This is a genomic window from Azorhizobium oxalatiphilum (assembly GCF_014635325.1).
GTDB lineage: Bacteria > Pseudomonadota > Alphaproteobacteria > Rhizobiales > Xanthobacteraceae > Azorhizobium > Azorhizobium oxalatiphilum.
Map to the genome: position 1 here is coordinate 154,917 of NZ_BMCT01000005.1, position 20,074 is coordinate 174,990.

The following is a 20,074-nucleotide window of genomic DNA, read 5'->3' on the forward strand; positions in this document are numbered from 1 at the left end:
GCATCATAGCCGCTTCCCGGCCCGCGTGCCCGGCTCCCCGCTCACGCCGGTTGCGGCAATTGCCCGTTATGGCCTTCGCAGAAGGCGGCGAACGCCTCCGGCGGCATCGCCTTGGCATAGAGGAAGCCTTGCGCATACTGCACGCCAGCTCCCTTGAGATAGGCTTCCTGCTCGGGCGTTTCTACCCCTTCCGCCACCAGCCGCAGATCGAGCCCGGCGGCCATCTCGATGATGTGCGGCATCACCACGCTGCGCGCCGCTTCCGTGCCGATGGCGGCCACGAACGACTTGTCGATCTTCAGCGCGTCCAGCGGCAGCGTCTCCAGCAGCGCGAGGCTGGAATAGCCGGTGCCGAAATCGTCGATCGCCATCAGATGGCCGGCGGCGCGGGCTTTGTCGATGGTGGGCCGGGCGGCATCCGCGTCGATGAAGCTGTATTCCGTCGCCTCCAGCCAGACCTGGGCGGCCGGAACGCCGGCCCGCTGCAGGGCCTCCGCGAGCACGGGCAGGAAGCGCCCGCTGTGCAGGTCGCTGGCGGAGACATTGACGGCGACGTGGATGTCGGGGCTCCGCCGGAGCATGATGGCCAGATCCCCCACCACGCGCCGGATCATCACATCGGTGATCGCCTCTATCATGCCGCTCTGCTCGGCCAGCGGCACGAAGGCATCGGGCGCCACCCACACCCCGTCCGGCCGGCGCCAGCGGATCAGCGCCTCGGCGCCCACGCAGCGGCCGGTGGAAAGGTGGATGATCGGCTGATAATGGGCGAAGAACTCGCCGCGCCGGATGGCCATCTGCAATTCGCTGCGGGTGGGCAGGCGCTGGCGCGACATCCAGATGATGATGCCGATCAGCGCGCAGGATACGGCCAGCGCGGTGGGCACGAGGAAGGCCAGATCCATCTGGAAAAAGTGCAGTGCGGTGGCCCGGTCCATGATGGCGAAGGCGATGAAGCCGTCCCGCTTCATGGAGATGAACAGGCGCTTGTCATCCTCGCCGGTGCCGATGGTTCCGATCAGGTGCTGGACCAGTCGCGGGTCGGCATCGCCGGAGATGGCGATCACCTGTCCCTGTTCGGTGGCGATGCCCAGCGCCATGTCCGCATTGCGCAGCACATCCACCATGCGTTCCGGCCGGATGAGCGCGCCATAGTCGCCATGGCGGAGCGACATCATATCCCGGCTGGGGCTCACCGAGGGGCGCAGGCCGATATGCAGGCGGAAGCCGCCGTCCAGCAGCAGCGGCGGTGAACTGGGCGGCATGGGCGCGCTGGCCGTGCCCCAGCTGTTGCAGAGCATGCGGCCGTCCTTCAGATAGCCGAAGGACTCCACGGAGGCGTTGTCGATACTCATTTCCCGCATGCGGGTGATATGGGCGGGGCCGCAGTCGGCGGGCTGGTGCTTGCCGATGTCCTTGAGCGCGGTTTCAGCCGTACTGATGGTGAAGCGGGCGCGCTGGAGGGTCCAGTCGGCATATTCCGCGAGATAGGCGCGTGCCGCCTTCAGGGCGAGATCCCGCGACAGATAGGTGCCGATGGCCAACGGGGCCGCTGCCGCGAGGATCGCGAGCAGGATCGCCACCAGTATAATGACCCGCCGTCCCACCACGTTACCCGCCACTCCACGCGATCAGGGCAGCTGTTTCCGCTCCGAGCCTGACAGTATGGAGATCATCTTGGCCGAGGTGAAAGGAAAAGCGAAGCTCCGGTTGCGTTCCAGCGGGGCGCGACTCCAGCCTGACGCAACCCTCGGGGACGGTTTCTGCCTGTCTCTGGCGTCATCCGGGTCTGAAATGCTTGGCTTGTCCTGCTGCTTTTCCTGCCGCTTTTCCCGCCGCCCCCGGATGGCCGGCGGATGTTATTCCGCCGCTTCCCGTGCGTGGCCGAGGCGTTCGGCAAGGGTGCCGAGCAGGTCGCGGGCGGCGTCCGCGATCACCGTGCCGGGCGGGAAGATGGCTTCCGCGCCGGCGGCTTTCAGCGCTTCGTAATCCTGCGGCGGCACCACGCCGCCCACCACCACCATGATGTCGCCGCGCCCTTCCGCCTCCAGCGCGCCCTTGAGCGCCGGAACAAGCGTCAGGTGGCCGGCGGCGAGCGAGGAGATGCCCACCACGTGCACATCGTTCTCCACCGCCTGCCGGGCGGCTTCCTCGGGGGTGGCGAAAAGCGGCCCGATGTCCACGTCGAAGCCGAGATCGGCGAAGGCGGAGGCGATCACCTTCTGGCCGCGGTCGTGGCCGTCCTGGCCCACCTTGGCCACCAGCAGGCGCGGGCGGCGGCCTTCATTGTGCTCGAAGGTTTCGGAAAGGCGCTGCACCTCGCGCACCTTGTCGGTCATGCCGCCGGCCTCCCTCTTGTAGACGCCTGAGATGGCGCGGATTTCCGCCCGGTGGCGGCCGAACACGCTTTCCAGCGCGTCCGAAATCTCGCCCACGGTGGCTTTCGCGCGGGCGGCATCGATGGCGAGCGCGAGCAGATTGCCGGTGCCGCGCGCGCCATTGGTGAGCGCCTCCAGCGCGGCGGCGACGGCCTGCGGGTCACGCTCGGCGCGCAGGCGCCTGAGCTTGTCGATCTGCGCCGCGCGCACGGCGGAATTGTCCACCTTCAGCACGTCGATGGGTGCCTCGCGCTCCGGCTTGAACTTGTTGACGCCCACCACCGTCTGCGCGCCGCCGTCGATGCGGGCCTGCGTGGTGGCGGCGGCTTCCTCGATGCGCAGCTTGGGAATGCCGGCCTCGATGGCCTTCGCCATGCCGCCCAGCGCCTCCACCTCCTGAATATGGGCCCACGCCTTGGCGGCCAGATCGGCGGTGAGCCGCTCCACGAAGAAGGAGCCGCCCCACGGGTCGATCTGGCGGGTGGTGCCGCTCTCCTGCTGGAGCAGGATCTGGGTGTTGCGGGCGATGCGGGCCGAGAAGTCGGTGGGCAGCGCCAGCGCCTCGTCGAGCGCGTTGGTGTGCAGGGACTGGGTGTGGCCCTGCGTGGCCGCCATGGCTTCCACCATGGTGCGCACCACATTGTTGAACACGTCCTGCGCGGTCAGGCTCCAGCCGGAGGTCTGCGAGTGGGTGCGCAGGGGCAGCGACTTCGGGTTCCTGGCCCCGAGGTCGGTCATCAGCCGGGTCCACAGGAGGCGGGCGGCGCGCAGCTTCGCCACCTCCATGTAGAAGTTCATGCCGATGGCCCAGAAGAAGCTGAGGCGCGGGGCGAAGGCATCGATGGGCAGGCCGGCCTGCGCGCCCGCGCGCACATATTCGACGCCATCCGCCAGCGTGTAGGCCAGTTCGAGATCCTGCGTCGCCCCGGCTTCCTGCATGTGGTAGCCGGAAATGGAGATGGAGTTGAAGCGCGGCATCTCCTTGGAGGTGAAGGCGAAGATGTCCGAGATGATGCGCATGGAGGGGGCGGGCGGATAGATATAGGTGTTCCGCACCATGAATTCTTTGAGAATGTCGTTCTGGATGGTGCCGGAAAGCTTGGCCGCCGGCACGCCCTGTTCTTCCGCCGCCACCACATAGAGCGCCAGAATGGGCAGAACCGCGCCATTCATGGTCATGGACACGCTCATCTGATCCAGCGGAATGCCGGAGAACAGGGTGCGCATGTCATAGATGCTGTCGATGGCGACCCCCGCCATGCCCACGTCGCCGGCCACGCGCGGATGATCCGAGTCATAGCCGCGATGGGTGGCGAGATCGAAGGCCACCGACAGGCCCTTCTGTCCGGCCGCGAGGTTGCGGCGGTAGAAGGCGTTGGAATCCTCGGCCGTGGAGAAGCCGGCATATTGCCGGATGGTCCAGGGCTGGTTGGCATACATGGTGGGGTAGGGGCCGCGCAGAAAGGGCGCGATGCCGGGCTTGGTGTCGATGAAGCTCAGGTCCGCGACGTCCTGCGGACCATAGAGGCCCTTCACCGGAAGCCCTTCCGGCGTGATCCAGGGCGCGGGCGCATCCGCCGGCGGGGCGAGATCCGGCGCGCGCCAATCGATATCGGCAAAGGCGGGCAAGCGGCTCATGACGTGTATCCTACCTCAATTGCGGCCCTCTTGCGCGGCCTTTGTCCTGTTCGGCTCAAGCCCGGCGTGACGCGGGGCGTTGTCGTACCTTGGTTTCGGCGTGGCGTGCGGGCGCCGCGTCGCCGGTGCAGTCCTCTCAAGTTCGTCATGGCCGGACTTGATCCGGCCATCCACGTCGTTGTTCCGGGCGGTGCGCCGGGAAGGCAGCGGCACGGTCGCGCGCTTTCCTGTCCTTCCACCGTCGGCCCGACGTGGATGCCCGGGTCAAGCCCGGGCATGACGACCTGTTTTGTTCTAGCGGCCGTGTGTGTCCCGCATGGCGATCCGCTTTATATGGCGGACTGCTCAATGCGCGGCCGACCAACCCTCATTTCTCTTCCCCGATCCCCACCGCCGCATGGGCGTCGGTGAGGGCGGCGAGCACGTCGCAGCCGGCGAAGACGAAGCCGTCCACGCCCGCCGCGCGCCATGCCGCCTCCTGCTCCCCGCCCTTGCCGGCGAGCCAGACATAGGTCGCGCCCGCGCCCTTCAGCGCGGCGGCGGTGTCGGCAGCGTCCGCCCCGTAGATCTCGTCCGAGGAGGCGATGCAGGCCACCGTGGTGCCGGACGCCGCAAAGGCCGCCAGCAGAGCATCGCGACCGGCATAGCCGTCCGTCACCGTTACCTTCAGCCCGCCGGCCTCGAACAGGTTCTTCACGAAGCCCGCCCGCGCCGTGAAGGCGGCGACGGGGCCGAGCGTGGCGAGGAAGATTTCCGGCGCGCCCGCCGCCTCCGCCGCATCGCGCAGGGCCTCATAGGGCTCGGCGAGGCGGTGGGGGGCGAGCGCGGTGTCGGTGGGCGGCGTCTCGCGCGGCGGCACGGGGCTGAGAACCTCCGGCACGCTCTGGCCGAGGATGGGGAATTCCGAGGTGCCCGTCAGCGGCTCCTTGCGGGTGGCGATGTCCTTCGCACGCCGCTCGCGGGCGCCGGCGATCTCGGCCGCCCACCAGCCGCTCTCCAGCGCCTCGGCCAGCCCGCCATTCTTCTCGATGGTGCGGAACAGATCCCAGGCGGCCCTCGCCAGCCCGTCGGTGTGCGCCTCCACCGCGCCCGCGCCCGCGCCGGGATCGGCCACGCGGTGCAGCTGGCTCTCCTCCAGCAGGATCAACTGGGTGTTGCGCGCGAGCCGCCGGGCGAAGGAGTCCGGCAGGCCCAGCGCCTGCGTGAACGGCAGCACGGTGAGGCTGTCCGCCCCGCCGACCCCTGCACCGAACGCCTCGATGGTGCCGCGCAGGAGGTTCACGAACGGATCGCGCCGTGTGAGCGAGCGCCATGCGGTGGTGGCGTGGATCTTCAGCGCGGTCGCCGGCAAACCGGCCTCCCGCAGCACCGCGCCCCACAGCAGGCGCATGGCGCGGATCTTCGAGAGCGTCGCGGTCTGGTTCACATCGGCGGTGAGCGCCACGTCGATGCGCTTCGCGGCCTCCTCCAGCGCAAAGCCGCCGGCTTCCAGCGCGCGCAGATAGGCAACGCTCGCGGCCAGAACGGCCGCCAGTTCCTGCGCGTCGGTCGCGCCCGCCGCATGGTGCACGCCGCCGTCCGCCCGCAGCAGCGGGCCGGCAAAGCCGCGCGCCTTCAGGATGGAAGCGGTCTCGGCCACGCGATGCGAGAGCATCTCCCACGGCATGGGCGCGGCGCCGGTGGCGGCGAGATCCGCCAGGGGATCGAGGCCGAAGGAGATGTCGAGCGTAGCCGCATCGAGCCCGCGCGCCGCCACCAGATCGGCCAGCGCCAGCGCGCTCTCGCGGCCCTTGAAGCGCCCGCTCTCCAGCCGCATGCCGATGAGGTCGATCATCACCCCGTCGAGCAGCTGATCAAGAGCCGTACCTTCCGGCAGGCCGAAGCCGTGCGCGGACGGCGCGGAGGCGAACACGAGGGTGAGGCCGGACGCCCCGTTCTCCAGATCCTCCAGCACCTGCACGTTGGCGGCCTTCACGTCGGGCTGGTCGACGCGGGCGCTGATGGTCCACGGCACGCCCGCCGGGCGGCCGGCGAGCGGGCGGGCGTCGGGCTTGCGCTCCGGCAGCGCATCGAGGGCAAGGCCCTCCAGGGTGCGGGTGACGAGCTTCCTGTCATAGGGCGCGCCCTTGAGCACGCCGTCCACCAGCTTCAGCCAGTCCTCGCGGCTGGCGGGTGTGATGCCGGTGGCGAAGGGCAGGTCGGCCGTGTTCGTGTCGGTCATGACTGCGGCTCCTGGGCCGGAAGGGAGGGGATGCGATCGCGGGCGCTGAGCGCGCGCTCGGCATCGACCATGTAGTCGCGGATGACGGGTACATCGTCCCGCCGTTCGGAGAGCAGCAGCTGGAACACCATGTTGGAGCCGTGCAGGAAGCCCAGCTCCACGGCGGAGAGATAGAAGTCCCACATGCGGGCGAAGCGCGCGCCCATCATGGCTTCCACCTCGTCGTAGCGCTCCATGAAGCGCATCCGCCAGGCGTGGATGGTCCAGTAATAATGCAACCTGAGCACCTCCATGTCGGCCACCCACAGATGGGTGCGCTCGGTGGAGGCGAACACTTCGGAGAGCGCCGGCACATAGCCGCCGGGGAAGATGTATTTGCGGATGAAGGGCGCCGTGGTGCCGGGCGGCGACATGCGGCCGATGGCGTGCACCAGCGCGAAGCCGCCGGGCTTCAGCAGCTTGCGGATGGCGGTGAAATATTCGTCGAAATGGGTGACGCCCACATGCTCCATCATGCCGATGGAGACGAGGCGGTCATACTGCCCGTCGAGCTTGCGGTAATCCACCTCGCGGAAATCGATCAGATGCTCAACGCCTGCTTCCTTGGCGAGGCGGCGCGATTCCGCCAGCTGCTCGGGCGAGACATTGATGGCGGTGACATGGGCGCCGCAATGCTTGGCCAGATAGATGGAGAGCCCGCCCCAGCCGGAGCCGATCTCGGCCACCCGCATGCCGGGCTCGATCTTCAGCTTGGCCGCCACATGGCGGAATTTCGCCTTCTGGGCTTCGACCAGCGGCTGGTCCGGCTGCTCGAAATAGGCGCAGCTATAGGCCATGGTTTCGTCCAGCCACAGCCGGTAGAAGGCGGCGGGATGGTCGTAATGGCTGGAGACATTCTCCTTGGCCTTGGCCACGGGATTGGCCTGCTGGAAGCGCTTGAGGCTGCGCCACGCCTTGCGCAGCGCCTGCTGCACCGGGTGGCTGCCGAGGCCCTTGCGGTTCACCGAGAACAGCATGAGCAGATCGAACACGCCGGCGCCGTCCTCGAAGGTGAGGCGGCCGTCCATATAGGCTTCGGCGGCGACGAGTTCGGGATTGAAGAACATGTCCCGTTCCAGCTTCTCATCCTTGAAGCGCACGGTGACGTGCGGCCCGTCGAGGCCGGAGCCATAGACGAAGCGCTGGCCCCTGGCGGTCAGGATGGTGAGCTGGCCCTTGTCCACGAAGCGGGACAGGAGATGGGACAGGAGGCGCATCAGATGGACGCTCCTTGGGTCTTGAGAGCCACCCCACCGTTCGTCATCCCCGGACTTGATCCGGGGATCCACGTGGTTGTTCCGGGCAGGGCGCCGGGCGTGAAGTGCCTGCCTCCTTCGCCCACCACGTCCACATGCGGAGGGACGTGGATGCCCGGGTCAAGCCCGGGCATGACGAGGGGAGGGCGGGTGCCCGTCTTGAGAAGCCGGGAGCAGTCGGTATGTGTCGTCTCGGCAAGGGCGCCGCCCTCACCGTTCGTCATCCCCGGACTTGATCCGGGGATCCACGTGGTTGTTCCGGGCAGGGCGCCGGGCGTGTGGCACGCGGATGCCTCGCCCACCACGTCCACATGCGGAGGGACGTGGATGCCCGGGTCAAGCCCGGGCATGACGAGGGGAGGGCGGGTGCCCGCCTTGAGAAGCCGGGAGCAGTTCAGATGATCTCCTCGTACAGATCGCGCCAATGCGGATTGGCTTCCAGAACGAGAGCGACTTTCCACGCGCGCGACCAATGCTTGAGGGTGTGCTCGCGTTGAATGGCGAGCGGCATGGTCGCGTGCGTCTCGAAATAGACGAGGCGTTTCAGCCCGTGCTGCCGTGTGAAGCCGTCCAGTGCGCCCGTGCGGTGCTCCCATATGCGCCGAACCAGATTGTTCGTTACCCCGAGATACAGCGTGCCGTCGGGACGGTTGGTGAGGATATAGACATAAGCGCCACGCATGGCCGCTCATCTTCCCTCCGTCAGAGGTCGAGAGATGGCAGGCGGGCGCCGCCATCAGGCGAACTCCAGGATGACGGCGTCCACCGCGAGGCTGTCGCCGGCCTTGGCGTGGACGGCCTTGATGGTGCCGTCGCGCTCGGCGCGCAGAACGTTCTCCATCTTCATCGCTTCCACAACAGCAAGAGCCTCGCCCGCCTTCACCTCCTGGCCGGCGGTCACGGCGATGGACACCACGAGGCCCGGCATGGGGCAGAGCACTTCCTTGCCACCCGCGCCCGTCACCTTCTCCGGCATCAGCAGCACGAGGGCGGCTTCGCGCTCCGTATAGACCCGCGCATCCACCGCAACGCCCTGATAGGCCAGCGACACGCCGTTCAGGATGGGGCGCACCTGCACGCTCACCGGCGTGCCGTCGATGACGCCGCGCCACGCCAGATCACCCGGCTTCCAGTCGGTGGCAAGGTCGAGCTTGGCGGTCACGGCGCCGTCCCAGCCCTTCAGTGCCACGAGGAAGCCGCCGTCCACGGCGTCGATCTCGGCCAGCTGGAGGGCGGTGCCGCCTTCGCCCTTCAGCTGCACCACGCGCAGCCGGTCGAAGGTCACGGGCGTGCCCGAGAGCTGGCCGGAAATCTGGCGCTTGCGGGCATTGAGCACATGGTCAATGCAGGCTGCGACCGCGCTCAGCAGCTGCGCCGTCTGCCCTTCCGCCGGGCGGGGGCGGAAGCCGTCGGGATATTCCTCGGCGATGAAGCCGGTGGACAGGCGCCCGTCCTTCCAGCGCGGATGCGCCATCAGCGCGGACAGGAAGGGGATATTGTGGCCGATGCCCTCGATGGCGAAGGCATCCAGCGCGTCCGCCTGCGCGGCGATGGCCGCCTCGCGGGTGGGGGCGTGCGTCACCAGCTTGGCGATCATCGGATCGTAGAAGAGCGAGATTTCGCCGCCTTCATAGACGCCGGTGTCATTGCGCACCGTCACGCCGTCCTTCACCCCTTCCGCCGGCGGGCGATAGGTGACGAGGCGGCCGGTGGAAGGCAGGAAGTTGCGGAACGGATCTTCCGCATAGACGCGGCTTTCCACCGCCCAGCCGTTGAGCTTCACATCCTCCTGCGCGTGGCTCAGCTTCTCGCCGGCCGCAACACGGATCATCTGCTCAACAAGGTCGATGCCGGTGATCAGTTCCGTCACCGGATGCTCCACCTGCAGGCGGGTGTTCATCTCCAGGAAGTAGAAGCTCCTGTCCTGCCCGGCCACGAACTCCACCGTGCCGGCGCTGTCGTAGCCCACGGCCTTGGCCAGCGCGACGGCCTGCTCGCCCATCTTGCGGCGGGTGTCCTCGTCCAGCAGCGGGGAGGGGGCTTCCTCCACCACCTTCTGGTTGCGGCGCTGGATGGAGCATTCGCGCTCGCCGAGATAGATGACGTTGCCGTGCTTGTCGCCCAGCACCTGGATCTCGATGTGGCGGGGATCGACGATGAACTTTTCCACGAACACGCGGTCATCGCCGAAGGAGGATTTCGCCTCCGACTTGGCGCGATCGAAGCCGTCCTGCACCTCGGCGCGGGAATGGGCGATGCGCATGCCCTTGCCGCCGCCGCCGGCCGAGGCCTTGATCATCACCGGATAGCCGATCTCGTCGGCGATCTTCGCGGCCTCTTCGCCATTCTCGATCACGCCCAGATGGCCGGGCACGGTGGAGACCTTGGCCGCCGCCGCCGCCTTCTTGGACTCGATCTTGTCGCCCATGGCGTCGATGGCGTGCGGGTTCGGGCCGATGAAGACGATGCCCGCCTCCGCCAGCGCGCGCGGGAAGGCGGCGCGCTCGGAGAGGAAGCCGTAGCCGGGATGCACCGCTTCCGCGCCGGTCTGCTTGCAGGCGTCGATGATCTTCTCGATCACCAGATAGGAATTGGCGGCCTGCGGCGGGCCGATATGCACCGCCTCGTCCGCCATCTCCACATGGAGGGCGTCCTTGTCGGCGTCGGAATAGACGGCCACGGTCTTGATGCCCATCTTCCGCGCCGTCTTGATGACGCGGCAGGCAATCTCGCCCCGGTTCGCAATCAGGATCTTCGAGAACATGCGTCTGGTTCCCCGGCGCCGTTCGGCGCGCATTGAATTCGTCTGGACGGTCAGGCCGGGCCGATCCCGGCCATGACGGCCGCGGGATTGCTCACAGCGGCAGGTTGTCGTGCTTCTTCGCCGGCTGCTCCACCTTCTTGGAGCGCAGCATGGCGAGTGCGCGGGCGATGCGCCGGCGCGTGGAATGCGGCTTGATCACCTCGTCAATATAGCCGCGCTCCGCCGCCACGAAGGGCGAGAGGAAGCGCTCCTCATATTTGCGGGTCTGCTCGGCGATCTTGTCCGGGTCGCCCATGTCGGCGCGGAAGATGATCTCCACCGCCCCCTTGGCGCCCATCACCGCGATCTGCGCCGTAGGCCAGGCATAATTGACGTCGCCGCCCACATGCTTGGAGGCCATCACGTCGTAGGCGCCGCCGAAGGCTTTTCGCGTGATCAGCGTCACCAGCGGCACGGTCGCCTGCGAATAAGCGAACAGCAGCTTGGCGCCGTGCTTGATGAGGCCGCCATATTCCTGCGCGGTGCCGGGCAGGAAGCCGGGCACGTCCACGAAGGTGACGATGGGGATCTCGAACGCATCGCAGAAGCGCACGAAACGCGCGGCCTTGCGCGAGGCATCCGCGTCGAGGACGCCGGCCAGCACCATGGGCTGGTTGGCGACGAAGCCCACGGTCCGCCCCTCCACGCGGCCGAAGCCGGTGACGATGTTCTTCGCGTAAGTGGCCTGGATCTCGAAGAAGTCGCCCTCGTCGACGGTCTTCAGGATCAGTTCCTTGATGTCGTAGGGCTTGTTCGGATTGTCCGGGATCAGCGTGTCGAGGCTCTCGTCGATGCGCAGCGGATCATCGAAGGAGGGCCATTCCGGCACGCCGGAGGCATTGCTCAGCGGCAGGAAGTCGATGAGGCGCCGCGTCTGGAGCAGCATCTCCACGTCGTTCTCATAGGAGCCGTCGGCCACCGAGGTCTTGGTGGTGTGGACCTTGGCCCCGCCCAGTTCCTCGGCCGTCACGGTCTCGTTGGTGACGGTCTTCACCACGTCCGGACCGGTGACGAACATGTAGCTGGTGTCGCGCACCATGAAGATGAAGTCGGTCATGGCCGGCGAATAGACGTCGCCGCCCGCGCAGGGGCCCATGATCAGCGAGATCTGCGGGATCACGCCGGAGGCGATGACGTTGCGCTTGAACACCTCGCCATAGCCGCCCAGCGCCGCCACGCCTTCCTGGATGCGGGCGCCGCCGGCATCGAACAGGCCGATGATGGGGGCGCGGGTCTTCAGCGCCATGTCCTGGATCTTGGTGATCTTGCGGGCATGGGCCTCGGAGAGCGAGCCGCCGAACACGGTGAAGTCCTTGGCGAAGACGAACACCTGCCGGCCGTTCACCGTGCCCCAGCCGGTGACGACGCCGTCGCCGGGGATCTTCTGGTTTTCCATGCCGAAATCGGTGCAGCCGTGCTGCACGAAGGTGTCGAATTCCTCGAACGAGCCGCGATCCAGCAACAGCTCGATGCGCTCGCGGGCGGTCAGCTTTCCGCGTGCGTGCTGGGCGTCGATGCGCCGCTCGCCGCCGCCGAGGCGGGCGATGCCGCGCCGGTTCTCGAGCTCTTCCAGGATTTCCTTCATCGACAATCCCCCGCCGGCCTCGCGCCGGCCTCACTGTAGCGACGGCGCGCCCTCAAGGAAAAGTCCCGTGCGGGCACCGGCGCAAAGAATCACGAACAGCCGCCGTCGCTGAGCGCCCGGCAGCCCTTGTGTGCTGGCTAGCAGGTGCAAAGCCAGTGATGAAGATGTAAAAGGACCAAGATGCGAATTGTAAAAAATTCGCAATTCGGGAGGTGGTCCCTCACCGGCAGGCGCGCGGGCGCTGTCGGGGCGGTGGCTGCCGCTGGGGAGAGGAAGGGGCAGGAACAGAAACATGCGCCAGAAAGTGTTCGCCGGCCACGCGGTACGGCGCCTGCGGGAAAAGTTCGAGCTGAAGCAGACGGAACTCGCCACCCGGCTTCAGGTCTCGCCCTCCTATATCAACCAGATCGAGAGCAACCAGCGCCCGCTCACCGCGCCGGTGCTCATCGCCATCAGCCGCGCCTTCGGCGTGGACATCACCACCTTCGGTGCCGACGATCTGGAGCGCATCGTCGCCGATCTGCGCGAGACCGCCGCCGATCCCCTGTTCCGCGATCTCGATCTCGGCGTGCAGGACATGAAGGCGGTGGCCAATCTCTCGCCCGCCTTCGCCCACGCCTTCCTGCGCATGCACGTGGCCTTGCGCCGCACCGCCGAATGGCGGGCGTCCGACATGCCCGCCGCACCCGGCGAGCGCACCGACGAGGCCAAGCTCATCCCCTATGAGGAGGTGCGCGACTACTTTCACTACATCGACAATTACGTGGACGAGCTGGATCTGGCCGCCGAGGGGCTGGCGGACAGGCTCGGCGTTCTGGCCGGCACCGATCCCGGCACGGCCTTCTCCGGCCATCTGTCGCGCACCTACAAGGTGAGCGTGGAGGTCTCGAGCGATCCTGCGGCGCCCTTGTCCGCCTTCGACATGAAGGCCCGCCGGCTTGTCCTCTCTGCTGCCTTGCCGCCGCAGGGGCGGGCGTTCCGCCTTGCGGCCACCATCGCCCAGCTGGAGCATCGCGGGCTGGTGGACCGGCTGCTCAAGAGCGCCGGCTTCCGCAGCCAGACGGCGGGCGAGATCGGCCGCCTCGCGCTGTTCAACTATGTGGCCGGCGCGCTCATCCTGCCCTATCGGCGCTTTCTGGCGCTGGCCCGCGCCCGGCGGCACGATCTGGACCGGCTGGTGCTGGAGACGGGGGCGAGCCTCGAACAGGTGTGCCACCGCCTCTCCACGCTCCAGCGGCCCGGCGCGCGGGGCGTGCCCTTCTACTTCGCCAAGGTGGATCGGGCGGGCAACATCGTGAAGCGGCACAGCGCCACGCGCTTCCAGTTCGCCCGCCACGGCAATGCCTGCCCGGTGTGGAACGTGCATCAGGCGTTCGAGGCCGGCGGCCAGACGCTGGTGCAGATGGCCGAGATGCCCGATGGCGGGCGCTATCTGGCGCTGGCGCGGGGCATCGTGGCGCCCTCGCTGGCCCATGGGCAGCCGCCGCGCGCCTATGCGCTGGGGCTCGGCTGCGAGGTCTCGTTCGCCGACGAGATGGTCTATGCGGATGGGCTGGACCTGAAGGCGGCCCCCGTGGCGCGACTGGGCGTCTCCTGCCGCATCTGTCCGCGCCGGGATTGCGACCTGCGCGCCTTCCCGCCACTCGACCGCGACATCCGCACCGATCCGGCGGTGCGCGGGGTGATCCCGTTCGAGATCGTGTGAGGGGCGGGCGGTTGGGTGGCTCGCCCGGCCTGCGCCTTCTCGCCGATGTCCGCTCCCGGCCGGCCCCCTCCCTATCCCTCCCCCGCAAGCGGGAGAGGGGACCTGTTGCGTGGGGCGGACGATGTCGCGCTTGCAGAAAAAAAGGGGCGTGCCCTTTCCCTCCCGCCGGCCAGAAAGCCCTCTCCCGCCCGAAACGGGCGATTGCCGGTTTTGGCAATGATGTGCCGAAGTCGGAAACATCCGACTTCGGTGCGGGGGAGGGGTGGGAGGGGGCCGCGCAGAGCGCGGAGGCGGGGCCTCCTCGGCCGCACGCCGCCATCGGTCAATATCGTTCAAAGCCTTGGCGTTGCAGATTTCTTTCAGGTAACTGGGCGGCGGTCACGGCTGCGCGAGGCGGGCCGCGCGCGGCTTGCGGCGGGCCGGGGGCGACGATAGGGGAGGACGGAGGTCACAACCGGAGAGTGCCCATGCCCCATCCATTCTCGCGCCCGTTTCGCCGCATCCCGTCCAGGGCTTCCGCCGTGCTCGCCCCGCTGATGCTGTGCGGCCTGCTGAGCACCGGCGCACTGGCACAAGCGCCGCAGGCGTCCCAGTCGCCTGCCGCCTCCCAGCCGCCCGCGACCTCCCAGCGCCATCTCACCGCGCAGGAACAGCGCAACAAGGAGATCGTGCTGGATTTCTACGAGAAGGGCCTGAACAGTAAGGACTTCAAGGCCGCCTCCGTCTATCTCGGCACCTATATCCAGCACAATCCGAATGCCGAGGACGGCCCGGAGGGGTTCCGGAAATTCCTTGAGTTCCTGAAGGAGAAGTTCCCGCAGTCCCATAGCCGGGTGACGCAGGTGTTCGTGGACGGCGATTTCGTCATCCTGCGGCTGCATGCGCTGCGCGAGCCGGGCACCAAGGGCAATGCCATCGTGGACATCTTCCGCCTGAAGGACGGCAAGATCGAGGAGCATTGGGACTCGGTGCAGCCCATCCCCGAGACGTCCAAGAACACCAACACCATGTTCTGACGCCAGCAACCCGCCGTTCGCCCTCGCGCCTCAGGGGCGCGGGCGAACCTTTTCGCGCCACGCTTCCCAGCGGCGGCGCAGCTCGCCCTTGCGCAGGCCGTGGCCGCCGAGAGGGGCGGCCTCCATGATGCGGTCGGTGCGGAAATGGCGGAAGTCCGCGCGCAGCTCGCACCACGCCACCAGCATTCGCAGCGTGTCCGAATAGCCGACGATGACCGGCCAGACGATGCGCTCCGTCTCTTCGCCGCTCTCGGCCCGGTAGCGCATGCGCACCTTCAGGCCGTCGCGCACCGCCGCGCGCAGCACCGCGGGCGCGATGGCATCGTCCTGCCCCGGCAGCATGGGCCGCGCCCCGACGCTGGGTTCGAGCACGTAGGGCCGCAGGCGCTCGGGCACCACCTCGACGATCTTGGCGATCACGTCGCGGGCGGCGGCGGCCAGCACCGTGTCGTTGCGGCCCATCACCCATTGCGCGCCCAGCACCAGCGCCTCCACCTCGTCCGGTGTCAGCATGAGCGGCGGCATGTCGTAGCCCGAGGCGAGCACATAGCCGAGGCCCGCCTCGCCCTCGATGGGCACGCGCTGGCCCATCAGGTCGGCCACATCGCGATAGACCGTGCGCTTGGAGACTTCCAGCTCCTCCGCCAGCGCAGCAGCCGTCACCGGCCCGCGCGCGCGGCGCAGGATCTGGATGATCTGGAACAGGCGCTCGGCGCGACGCATGGGGATGACTTGCTGCTGACTCCTGCTGACAGAATGCTGGCAGCAGCCCTGTGACACAAGGCCCCCGGAACGCCGGCGACGGGCCGGCGCGATGCAGAGGAACAGGCCATGAAATTCGTCTCCACACGGCTGGTCGCCGCCGACATCAAGGCCATGGTGGGCTTTTACGAGCAGGTCACGGGCCAGACCGCCAACTGGCTCGCGCCGGTCTTCGTCGAGATCACCACGCCCGGCGCGACGCTCGCCATCGGCAGCATCGAGACCGTCACGGTGTTCCAGCCCGGCAGCGCCGAGCCCGGCGCCAACCGCTCCGCCATCATCGAGTTTCAGGTGGACGACGTGGATGCGGAGTTCGCCCGGCTGAAGGACAAGGTGGAGGTGGTGCAGGCGCCCAAGCTCATGCCCTGGGGCAACAAGGCGGCGCAGTTCCGCGATCCCGAGGGCACCCTCGTTGGCCTGTTCACGCCCGTGACCGAGGCGGCGCAGGACCGCTTCGCGGGACGCTGAGCGGCCGCCCGGCCGGAGGGGGCGGGGAGGTGATCCCCGCCGCACCGCTCACGCCCAGTCCAGCGGCGCCCATGTCTTCTGGAGGCCGCGCCCGATCAGGGTCAGGCGCTCCCACGGGCCCATGGGCGGCGTGCCGGTCAGCGTCACCAGCGCGCCGCTGGCGAAGGCGTGGTCCGCATTCGGGCCGAGGATGAAGGCCAGCGTCTCCATGCCCTCATAGGTCAGCTTGTGGCGGACCTCCTCGCCCCGCACGGCGGGCGGCAGCGCAAGGTCGATCAGGCGCCACGCGGTGGCGGTGTCGAACGGCGCGGCGCCCTGCGCCGGATGCAGCACCACCACGTCGCGCCAGTGCTCGCCATTGCCCTGCCGCACGGCGAAGGCGTCCACGCCGGGCTGCCACTCCAGCCAGTGGCGCAGTACGCGCGGATTGGCATGGTCGTGCATGATCCCGTAGACCATGGCGAGGTGCATGTGGGCGGCGCCCGCCAGCGCCTCGTTCTCATGCTCGCCCAGTTCGGCCAGCACCTCGGCCATGCCTTCGATGGGCTCGTGCTCCTCGGTGGCGGTCATGATGGCGGTGCCGTATTCGCCAAGCTCCATCAGCCGGCGCACCACGGCGGGGCTGTTGCCCGCCACTTCGTGCAGATAGAAGTCCACGCCGTTGAAGGGCATGTCGTCCGGCTCCGGGCCGCTGCGCCGGGCCACGATGTCGAGCAGATAGGTGGAGCGCTCGAACGGCACGTCGTCGGCGTCCGGCGCGAAGCCGCCCCAGAACGGTCCGAAGATGCCCGGCCGCTCGATCTCCTTCTCCCTGAGCCAGTCGAGGAAGGGCAGGAACGGCTCGCCGTCGAAGGTCTCGGGCAGGCGATGGGCGGCGCAGGCGCGCACGTAATCGGACGGGTCATCCAGCAGCGCGACGAGGGCAGGGCGGGCTTCCGCGCCGCGCCCGAAGCCGCCCACCAGCACCTTGGCGGCCGTGATGCGGTCGCGGGCCACGCGGAAGCGGGCATCATCGCTGAGAGCGTCCAGCCACGCCACCACGGGGTCGCGGAACGGCGCGTCATCGCCATGCCAGCGCAGTTCGGAAAGGAAGGCGGCGAGCACGTCGCGATGGGCGAGGGCGGCGGTCTCGATCTCGCCCAGCAGCCACGCCAGCCGGGCCAGCGCCTTGGCGTCGTCGCGGTCGGCCCCGCGCAGGGGCTCGCCCCGGAAGGTGGCCATGCACAGGCGCTCCACCGCCGCCGGGCGGATGGTGGCGTCCTCATGGCCGAGCCACTGGGCCATCTGCGGATAATAGACGTCGAACTCGGCCGCGCTCATGGCATGCAGCGGAGCTTCGCGCAGCCGCCAGAAGGCGGCCGGATCGGGAAAGGCAGGGTTCACGGGGGAATAGTCTCCTGCGGACGCGACGGGCCGGGTCGGGCGATGCCGGGGGCTGGCATGCCTGTGCGGTTCGGCCCGTGTGGTTAGGCCAGCATGGTTAGGCCCGTATGGTTTCTTGGCCCACGTGGCACGCGCCCACAAGCGCGGGCGTCACCGTGGCGGGGACACCCTTGCTAAGTCATGGGGCAGGGATCGGGTTCCCGCGCCGCGTCGGCAGAGCGCCGGCGGGCAGGCTCAGAAGGTGCGGCCGTTGCGGGCGGGGCGGCCGGTGCTGCTGCGCGAGCCCAGCGGCGGCAGCTTGGCGATGAAGCGGCCCCAGGCATAGACGAGGCGCTTGGCGGCATAGCGCATGAGCTTGCGGTTGCGCAGCCGCATGCCGAAGTCGAGCCACTTCAGTGCCGCCTCGAACCGCCGCTGCGAGCGCGGTGGCAGGTAGGGCATGAAGAGTTTCACTTCTTCCAGTGTCTCGGGCACCTGCTCGTAGTCGCAATCCTGCGTCGCCGCCCGCAACCGTTCCACGGCGATGGCCATGAAGCGCGGCAGCACCACCTTGGCGCCCAGCTCATAGCCGGTGGCCTCGTTGCGCGGGAACATCTTCATCAGCTTCTGCGCGAACAGGGTGCGCGAGCGCGTCATGCGCGGCGAGCGGCTGGCCGAGCCGCCGTGCATGCGCCAGGCCGACAGGCTGTCCGGCACATAGATGTTCAGCCAGCGCGCGCGCAGCAGGCGCAGGAAGAAGTCGTCATCCTCGTAGCCCGACAGCTGGTCGTCGAAGCCCTCGATGCTGTCCGAGGCGGCTTTGCGGAACAAAGCGGCGGATGGCAGGATGAACATGTCCTCGCCGAGGCAGTCGAACACGTTGGTCTTGGGGTGCACCACGCCCATGTCGGCCATCATGCACTGGCGGGTGAGGCAGCCGGTGTCGTCCAGTTCGTCGAGATCGCTGTAGACCCAGCCGATGCGGTCCGCATCCGGATGGGTCAGGAACGGGCGCTCCAGCACCTCGAGGTGGCGCGGATACCAGAAATCGTCCTGGTCCAGCAGCGCGATCAGCGAGGAGCGGGCGTGGGCGATGCCGTAATTGCGGGCCGCCGACTGGCCGCCGTTCTCTTTGCTGATGAGCGTGATGGGCAGCGTCTGCGCCAGTTCGCGCACCACGTCGGCGCCGTTGTCGGTGGAGCCGTCATCCACAATGATGATTTCATCGGGCGGCCGGGTCTGGCTGACGACGGAGCGGATGGCCTCGGCGATGAAGCGACCGCCGTTATAGAGCGGGATGATGGCCGCGATGGTGTGCCGCGTGGGGGAACCGTCCGACGCGACAAGGCCGGGGTCCGCAATCCCGCCGGGAAGCGGTATTGCCGAGCGGGCATGCGCTGGGACCATTCGTTCCAAAATCCAAAAACCCCCGTCTGTCCAGACGGACAACTCCGTCAGACATGAAGCGTTCCGGCCCCACCCCCGGTGGAATGGCACGCACACATTAAGAAACATGTCCCTCGCCTGAGGCTGTGCGATCCGCAGCACGAAACGCCCAGGCTGAGATTGGAATGTTTCCGAAAGACATCTTTAGCGCCGTTAGTGCGCCGCGGCAAATCCGTCAAAGGTAACTATTTCTGGTCTCATAATGCCCGCGAACAAGAACTGTTGCAACCTGCGGTTCCCCCGAGGGCGGGGCTTCGACCGGGCTGCAATCAGGGCTGGTGTCGCAACCGGAGCGCCGCTGCGGATTTGAGGGGCCGGATTGATTTCATCTGCCTCGATCCCGCTCCGGGAGATGACGCAATGCCGCCATGGTGAGTGGTTCAACTCAGTCCTGCTGGTCCGTGGGGAATCGGCCGTGGGGTGGGAGTTGACACCATGAGTTTGTTGTTGCGTCGCGTTGGAGCTGCGGCCCTGATCTGGGCCTGCGGGGCCACTGCGGCTTTGGCCGTGCCGGGTTTCACCACCGGCAATGTCAATATGCGTGCCGGCCCGGACACCGAATATCCGCGTGTGGCGGTCATCCCCAACGGCCAGCCGGTCGAGATCGCGGGATGCCTTGAGAATCAGTCCTGGTGCGACGTGATCTGGGGCCCCAACCGGGGCTGGGTCTATGGCGAATATCTCGGCCTCTATTATCAGGGCCGCACGGTGATCGTGCCGGAATATGCCCCGGTGCTGGGCATCCCGATCGTCGGCTACAGTTTCAGCAATTACTGGGGCCGCTATTATCGCGGCGCGCCGTGGTGGAACCAGTACAACCGCTGGCAATATTACAATCCGCGCCCGCGTCCCGGCTGGGGCGCACCGCCTCCGGGCTTTGGTCCGCGCCCGCCGGGCTGGTGGCGCGGCGGCGGTGGCCGTCCCCCGCCGCCCGGTGGTCCGGGCTATTATCCGGGCGGTCCCGGTGGGCCGGGCTACCATCCCGGCGGTCCCGGCTACAATCCGGGCCGTCCGTCCGGCCCGCCGCCGGGCAATCCGGGCTGGAACAATCCGGGTCGTCCGCCGGGCGGCAATCCCGGCTGGAACGGCGGCGGTGGCGGCCGCCCTCCGGGTCCGCCTCCGGGTGCCTATCCGCGTGCGCCCGATGCGCCGCGCCCCGGCCCGCAGCCAGGCTTCAACGGCGGCGGTCGCCCGCCGGGGCCGCCCGCGCCCGGCGCGCTGCCGCTCGCACCCAATGCGCCACGTCCGGCGCCGCAGCAGGCCCGTCCGCCGGGTCCGCCTCCGGGCCAGCCGGCCCTGCCGCGCGCGCCCAAGGCGCCGCCCTGCCCACCGCAGGGCTGCCCGCAATAGGCTGTTCCAGAATGCAGAACGGGGGCCTTTCGGCCCCCGTTTTTT

The 20,074-nt window shown here is 68.2% G+C and carries 14 protein-coding genes; 4 read left to right on the forward strand and 10 right to left on the reverse strand.

Translation table 11 applies throughout. The features are described 5' to 3' along the window. Positions 1 to 41 precede the first annotated feature (41 nt). The 7 genes from IEW24_RS17405 to IEW24_RS17435 all read right to left on the reverse strand — a co-directional run bounded on the left by IEW24_RS17405 (position 42) and on the right by IEW24_RS17435 (position 11,920). Positions 42 to 1,610: an EAL domain-containing protein gene (locus tag IEW24_RS17405; protein WP_210324242.1), complete on the reverse strand. Its 1,569-nt coding sequence runs from the start codon at positions 1,608 to 1,610 to the stop codon at positions 42 to 44. 249 nt (positions 1,611 to 1,859) lie between these two features. Continuing rightward, positions 1,860 to 4,016, reverse strand: coding sequence for a methylmalonyl-CoA mutase (gene scpA / locus IEW24_RS17410; RefSeq protein WP_188580940.1), 2,157 nt, complete (start codon positions 4,014 to 4,016; stop codon positions 1,860 to 1,862). Positions 4,017 to 4,383: 367 nt separating this feature from the next. Then, on the reverse strand, positions 4,384 to 6,237 hold the full coding sequence (locus tag IEW24_RS17415) for a methylmalonyl-CoA mutase subunit beta (RefSeq protein WP_188580942.1): 1,854 nt from the start codon (positions 6,235 to 6,237) through the stop codon (positions 4,384 to 4,386). Beyond that, positions 6,234 to 7,493: an SAM-dependent methyltransferase gene (locus IEW24_RS17420; RefSeq protein WP_188580944.1), complete on the reverse strand. Its 1,260-nt coding sequence runs from the start codon at positions 7,491 to 7,493 to the stop codon at positions 6,234 to 6,236. Before IEW24_RS17420 ends, IEW24_RS17415 begins: the two co-directional genes overlap by 4 nt. Before the next feature lie 433 nt (positions 7,494 to 7,926). Next, positions 7,927 to 8,214: a GIY-YIG nuclease family protein gene (locus tag IEW24_RS17425; RefSeq protein ID WP_188580946.1), complete on the reverse strand. Its 288-nt coding sequence runs from the start codon at positions 8,212 to 8,214 to the stop codon at positions 7,927 to 7,929. A 54-nt stretch (positions 8,215 to 8,268) separates the two neighbouring features. Next, a complete protein-coding gene (locus IEW24_RS17430; protein ID WP_188580948.1) occupies positions 8,269 to 10,296 on the reverse strand; it encodes an acetyl-CoA carboxylase biotin carboxylase subunit in 2,028 nt (675 codons plus the stop codon). A 91-nt stretch (positions 10,297 to 10,387) separates the two neighbouring features. Then, entirely contained in the window at positions 10,388 to 11,920 is a 1,533-nt protein-coding gene (locus tag IEW24_RS17435; protein WP_188580950.1) for an acyl-CoA carboxylase subunit beta, read from the reverse strand. Positions 11,921 to 12,212: 292 nt separating this feature from the next. Here IEW24_RS17435 and IEW24_RS17440 point away from each other — a divergent pair, with 292 nt between their 5' ends. Then, positions 12,213 to 13,625, forward strand: a complete 1,413-nt coding sequence (locus tag IEW24_RS17440; RefSeq protein ID WP_188580951.1) for a helix-turn-helix domain-containing protein — start codon at positions 12,213 to 12,215, stop codon at positions 13,623 to 13,625. A 467-nt stretch (positions 13,626 to 14,092) separates the two neighbouring features. Beyond that, positions 14,093 to 14,641: a nuclear transport factor 2 family protein gene (locus IEW24_RS17445; protein ID WP_244644506.1), complete on the forward strand. Its 549-nt coding sequence runs from the start codon at positions 14,093 to 14,095 to the stop codon at positions 14,639 to 14,641. A 30-nt stretch (positions 14,642 to 14,671) separates the two neighbouring features. On the opposite strand, the gene IEW24_RS17450 is transcribed toward IEW24_RS17445, so the two are convergent. Beyond that, positions 14,672 to 15,364 (reverse strand): helix-turn-helix transcriptional regulator, encoded by a 693-nt coding sequence (locus IEW24_RS17450; protein ID WP_188580953.1) that lies wholly within the window; start codon positions 15,362 to 15,364, stop codon positions 14,672 to 14,674. A gap of 108 nt (positions 15,365 to 15,472) precedes the next feature. On the opposite strand from IEW24_RS17450, the gene IEW24_RS17455 reads away from it, so the two are divergent. Then, a complete protein-coding gene (locus IEW24_RS17455; protein WP_188580955.1) occupies positions 15,473 to 15,871 on the forward strand; it encodes a VOC family protein in 399 nt (132 codons plus the stop codon). 48 nt (positions 15,872 to 15,919) lie between these two features. Here the strand turns inward: IEW24_RS17455 and IEW24_RS17460 are convergent, their stop codons facing one another. Together IEW24_RS17460 and IEW24_RS17465 are read right to left on the reverse strand one after the other, a co-directional pair. Next, positions 15,920 to 17,254 (reverse strand): HEAT repeat domain-containing protein, encoded by a 1,335-nt coding sequence (locus IEW24_RS17460; RefSeq protein WP_188580957.1) that lies wholly within the window; start codon positions 17,252 to 17,254, stop codon positions 15,920 to 15,922. A 234-nt stretch (positions 17,255 to 17,488) separates the two neighbouring features. Then, positions 17,489 to 18,640 (reverse strand): glycosyltransferase family 2 protein, encoded by a 1,152-nt coding sequence (locus IEW24_RS17465; protein WP_188580959.1) that lies wholly within the window; start codon positions 18,638 to 18,640, stop codon positions 17,489 to 17,491. 474 nt (positions 18,641 to 19,114) lie between these two features. Here IEW24_RS17465 and IEW24_RS28995 point away from each other — a divergent pair, with 474 nt between their 5' ends. Beyond that, the gene (locus IEW24_RS28995; protein WP_188580961.1) at positions 19,115 to 20,029 is read left to right on the forward strand and encodes an SH3 domain-containing protein; all 915 of its coding nucleotides are present in this window, start codon (positions 19,115 to 19,117) and stop codon (positions 20,027 to 20,029) included. Positions 20,030 to 20,074 lie beyond the last annotated feature (45 nt).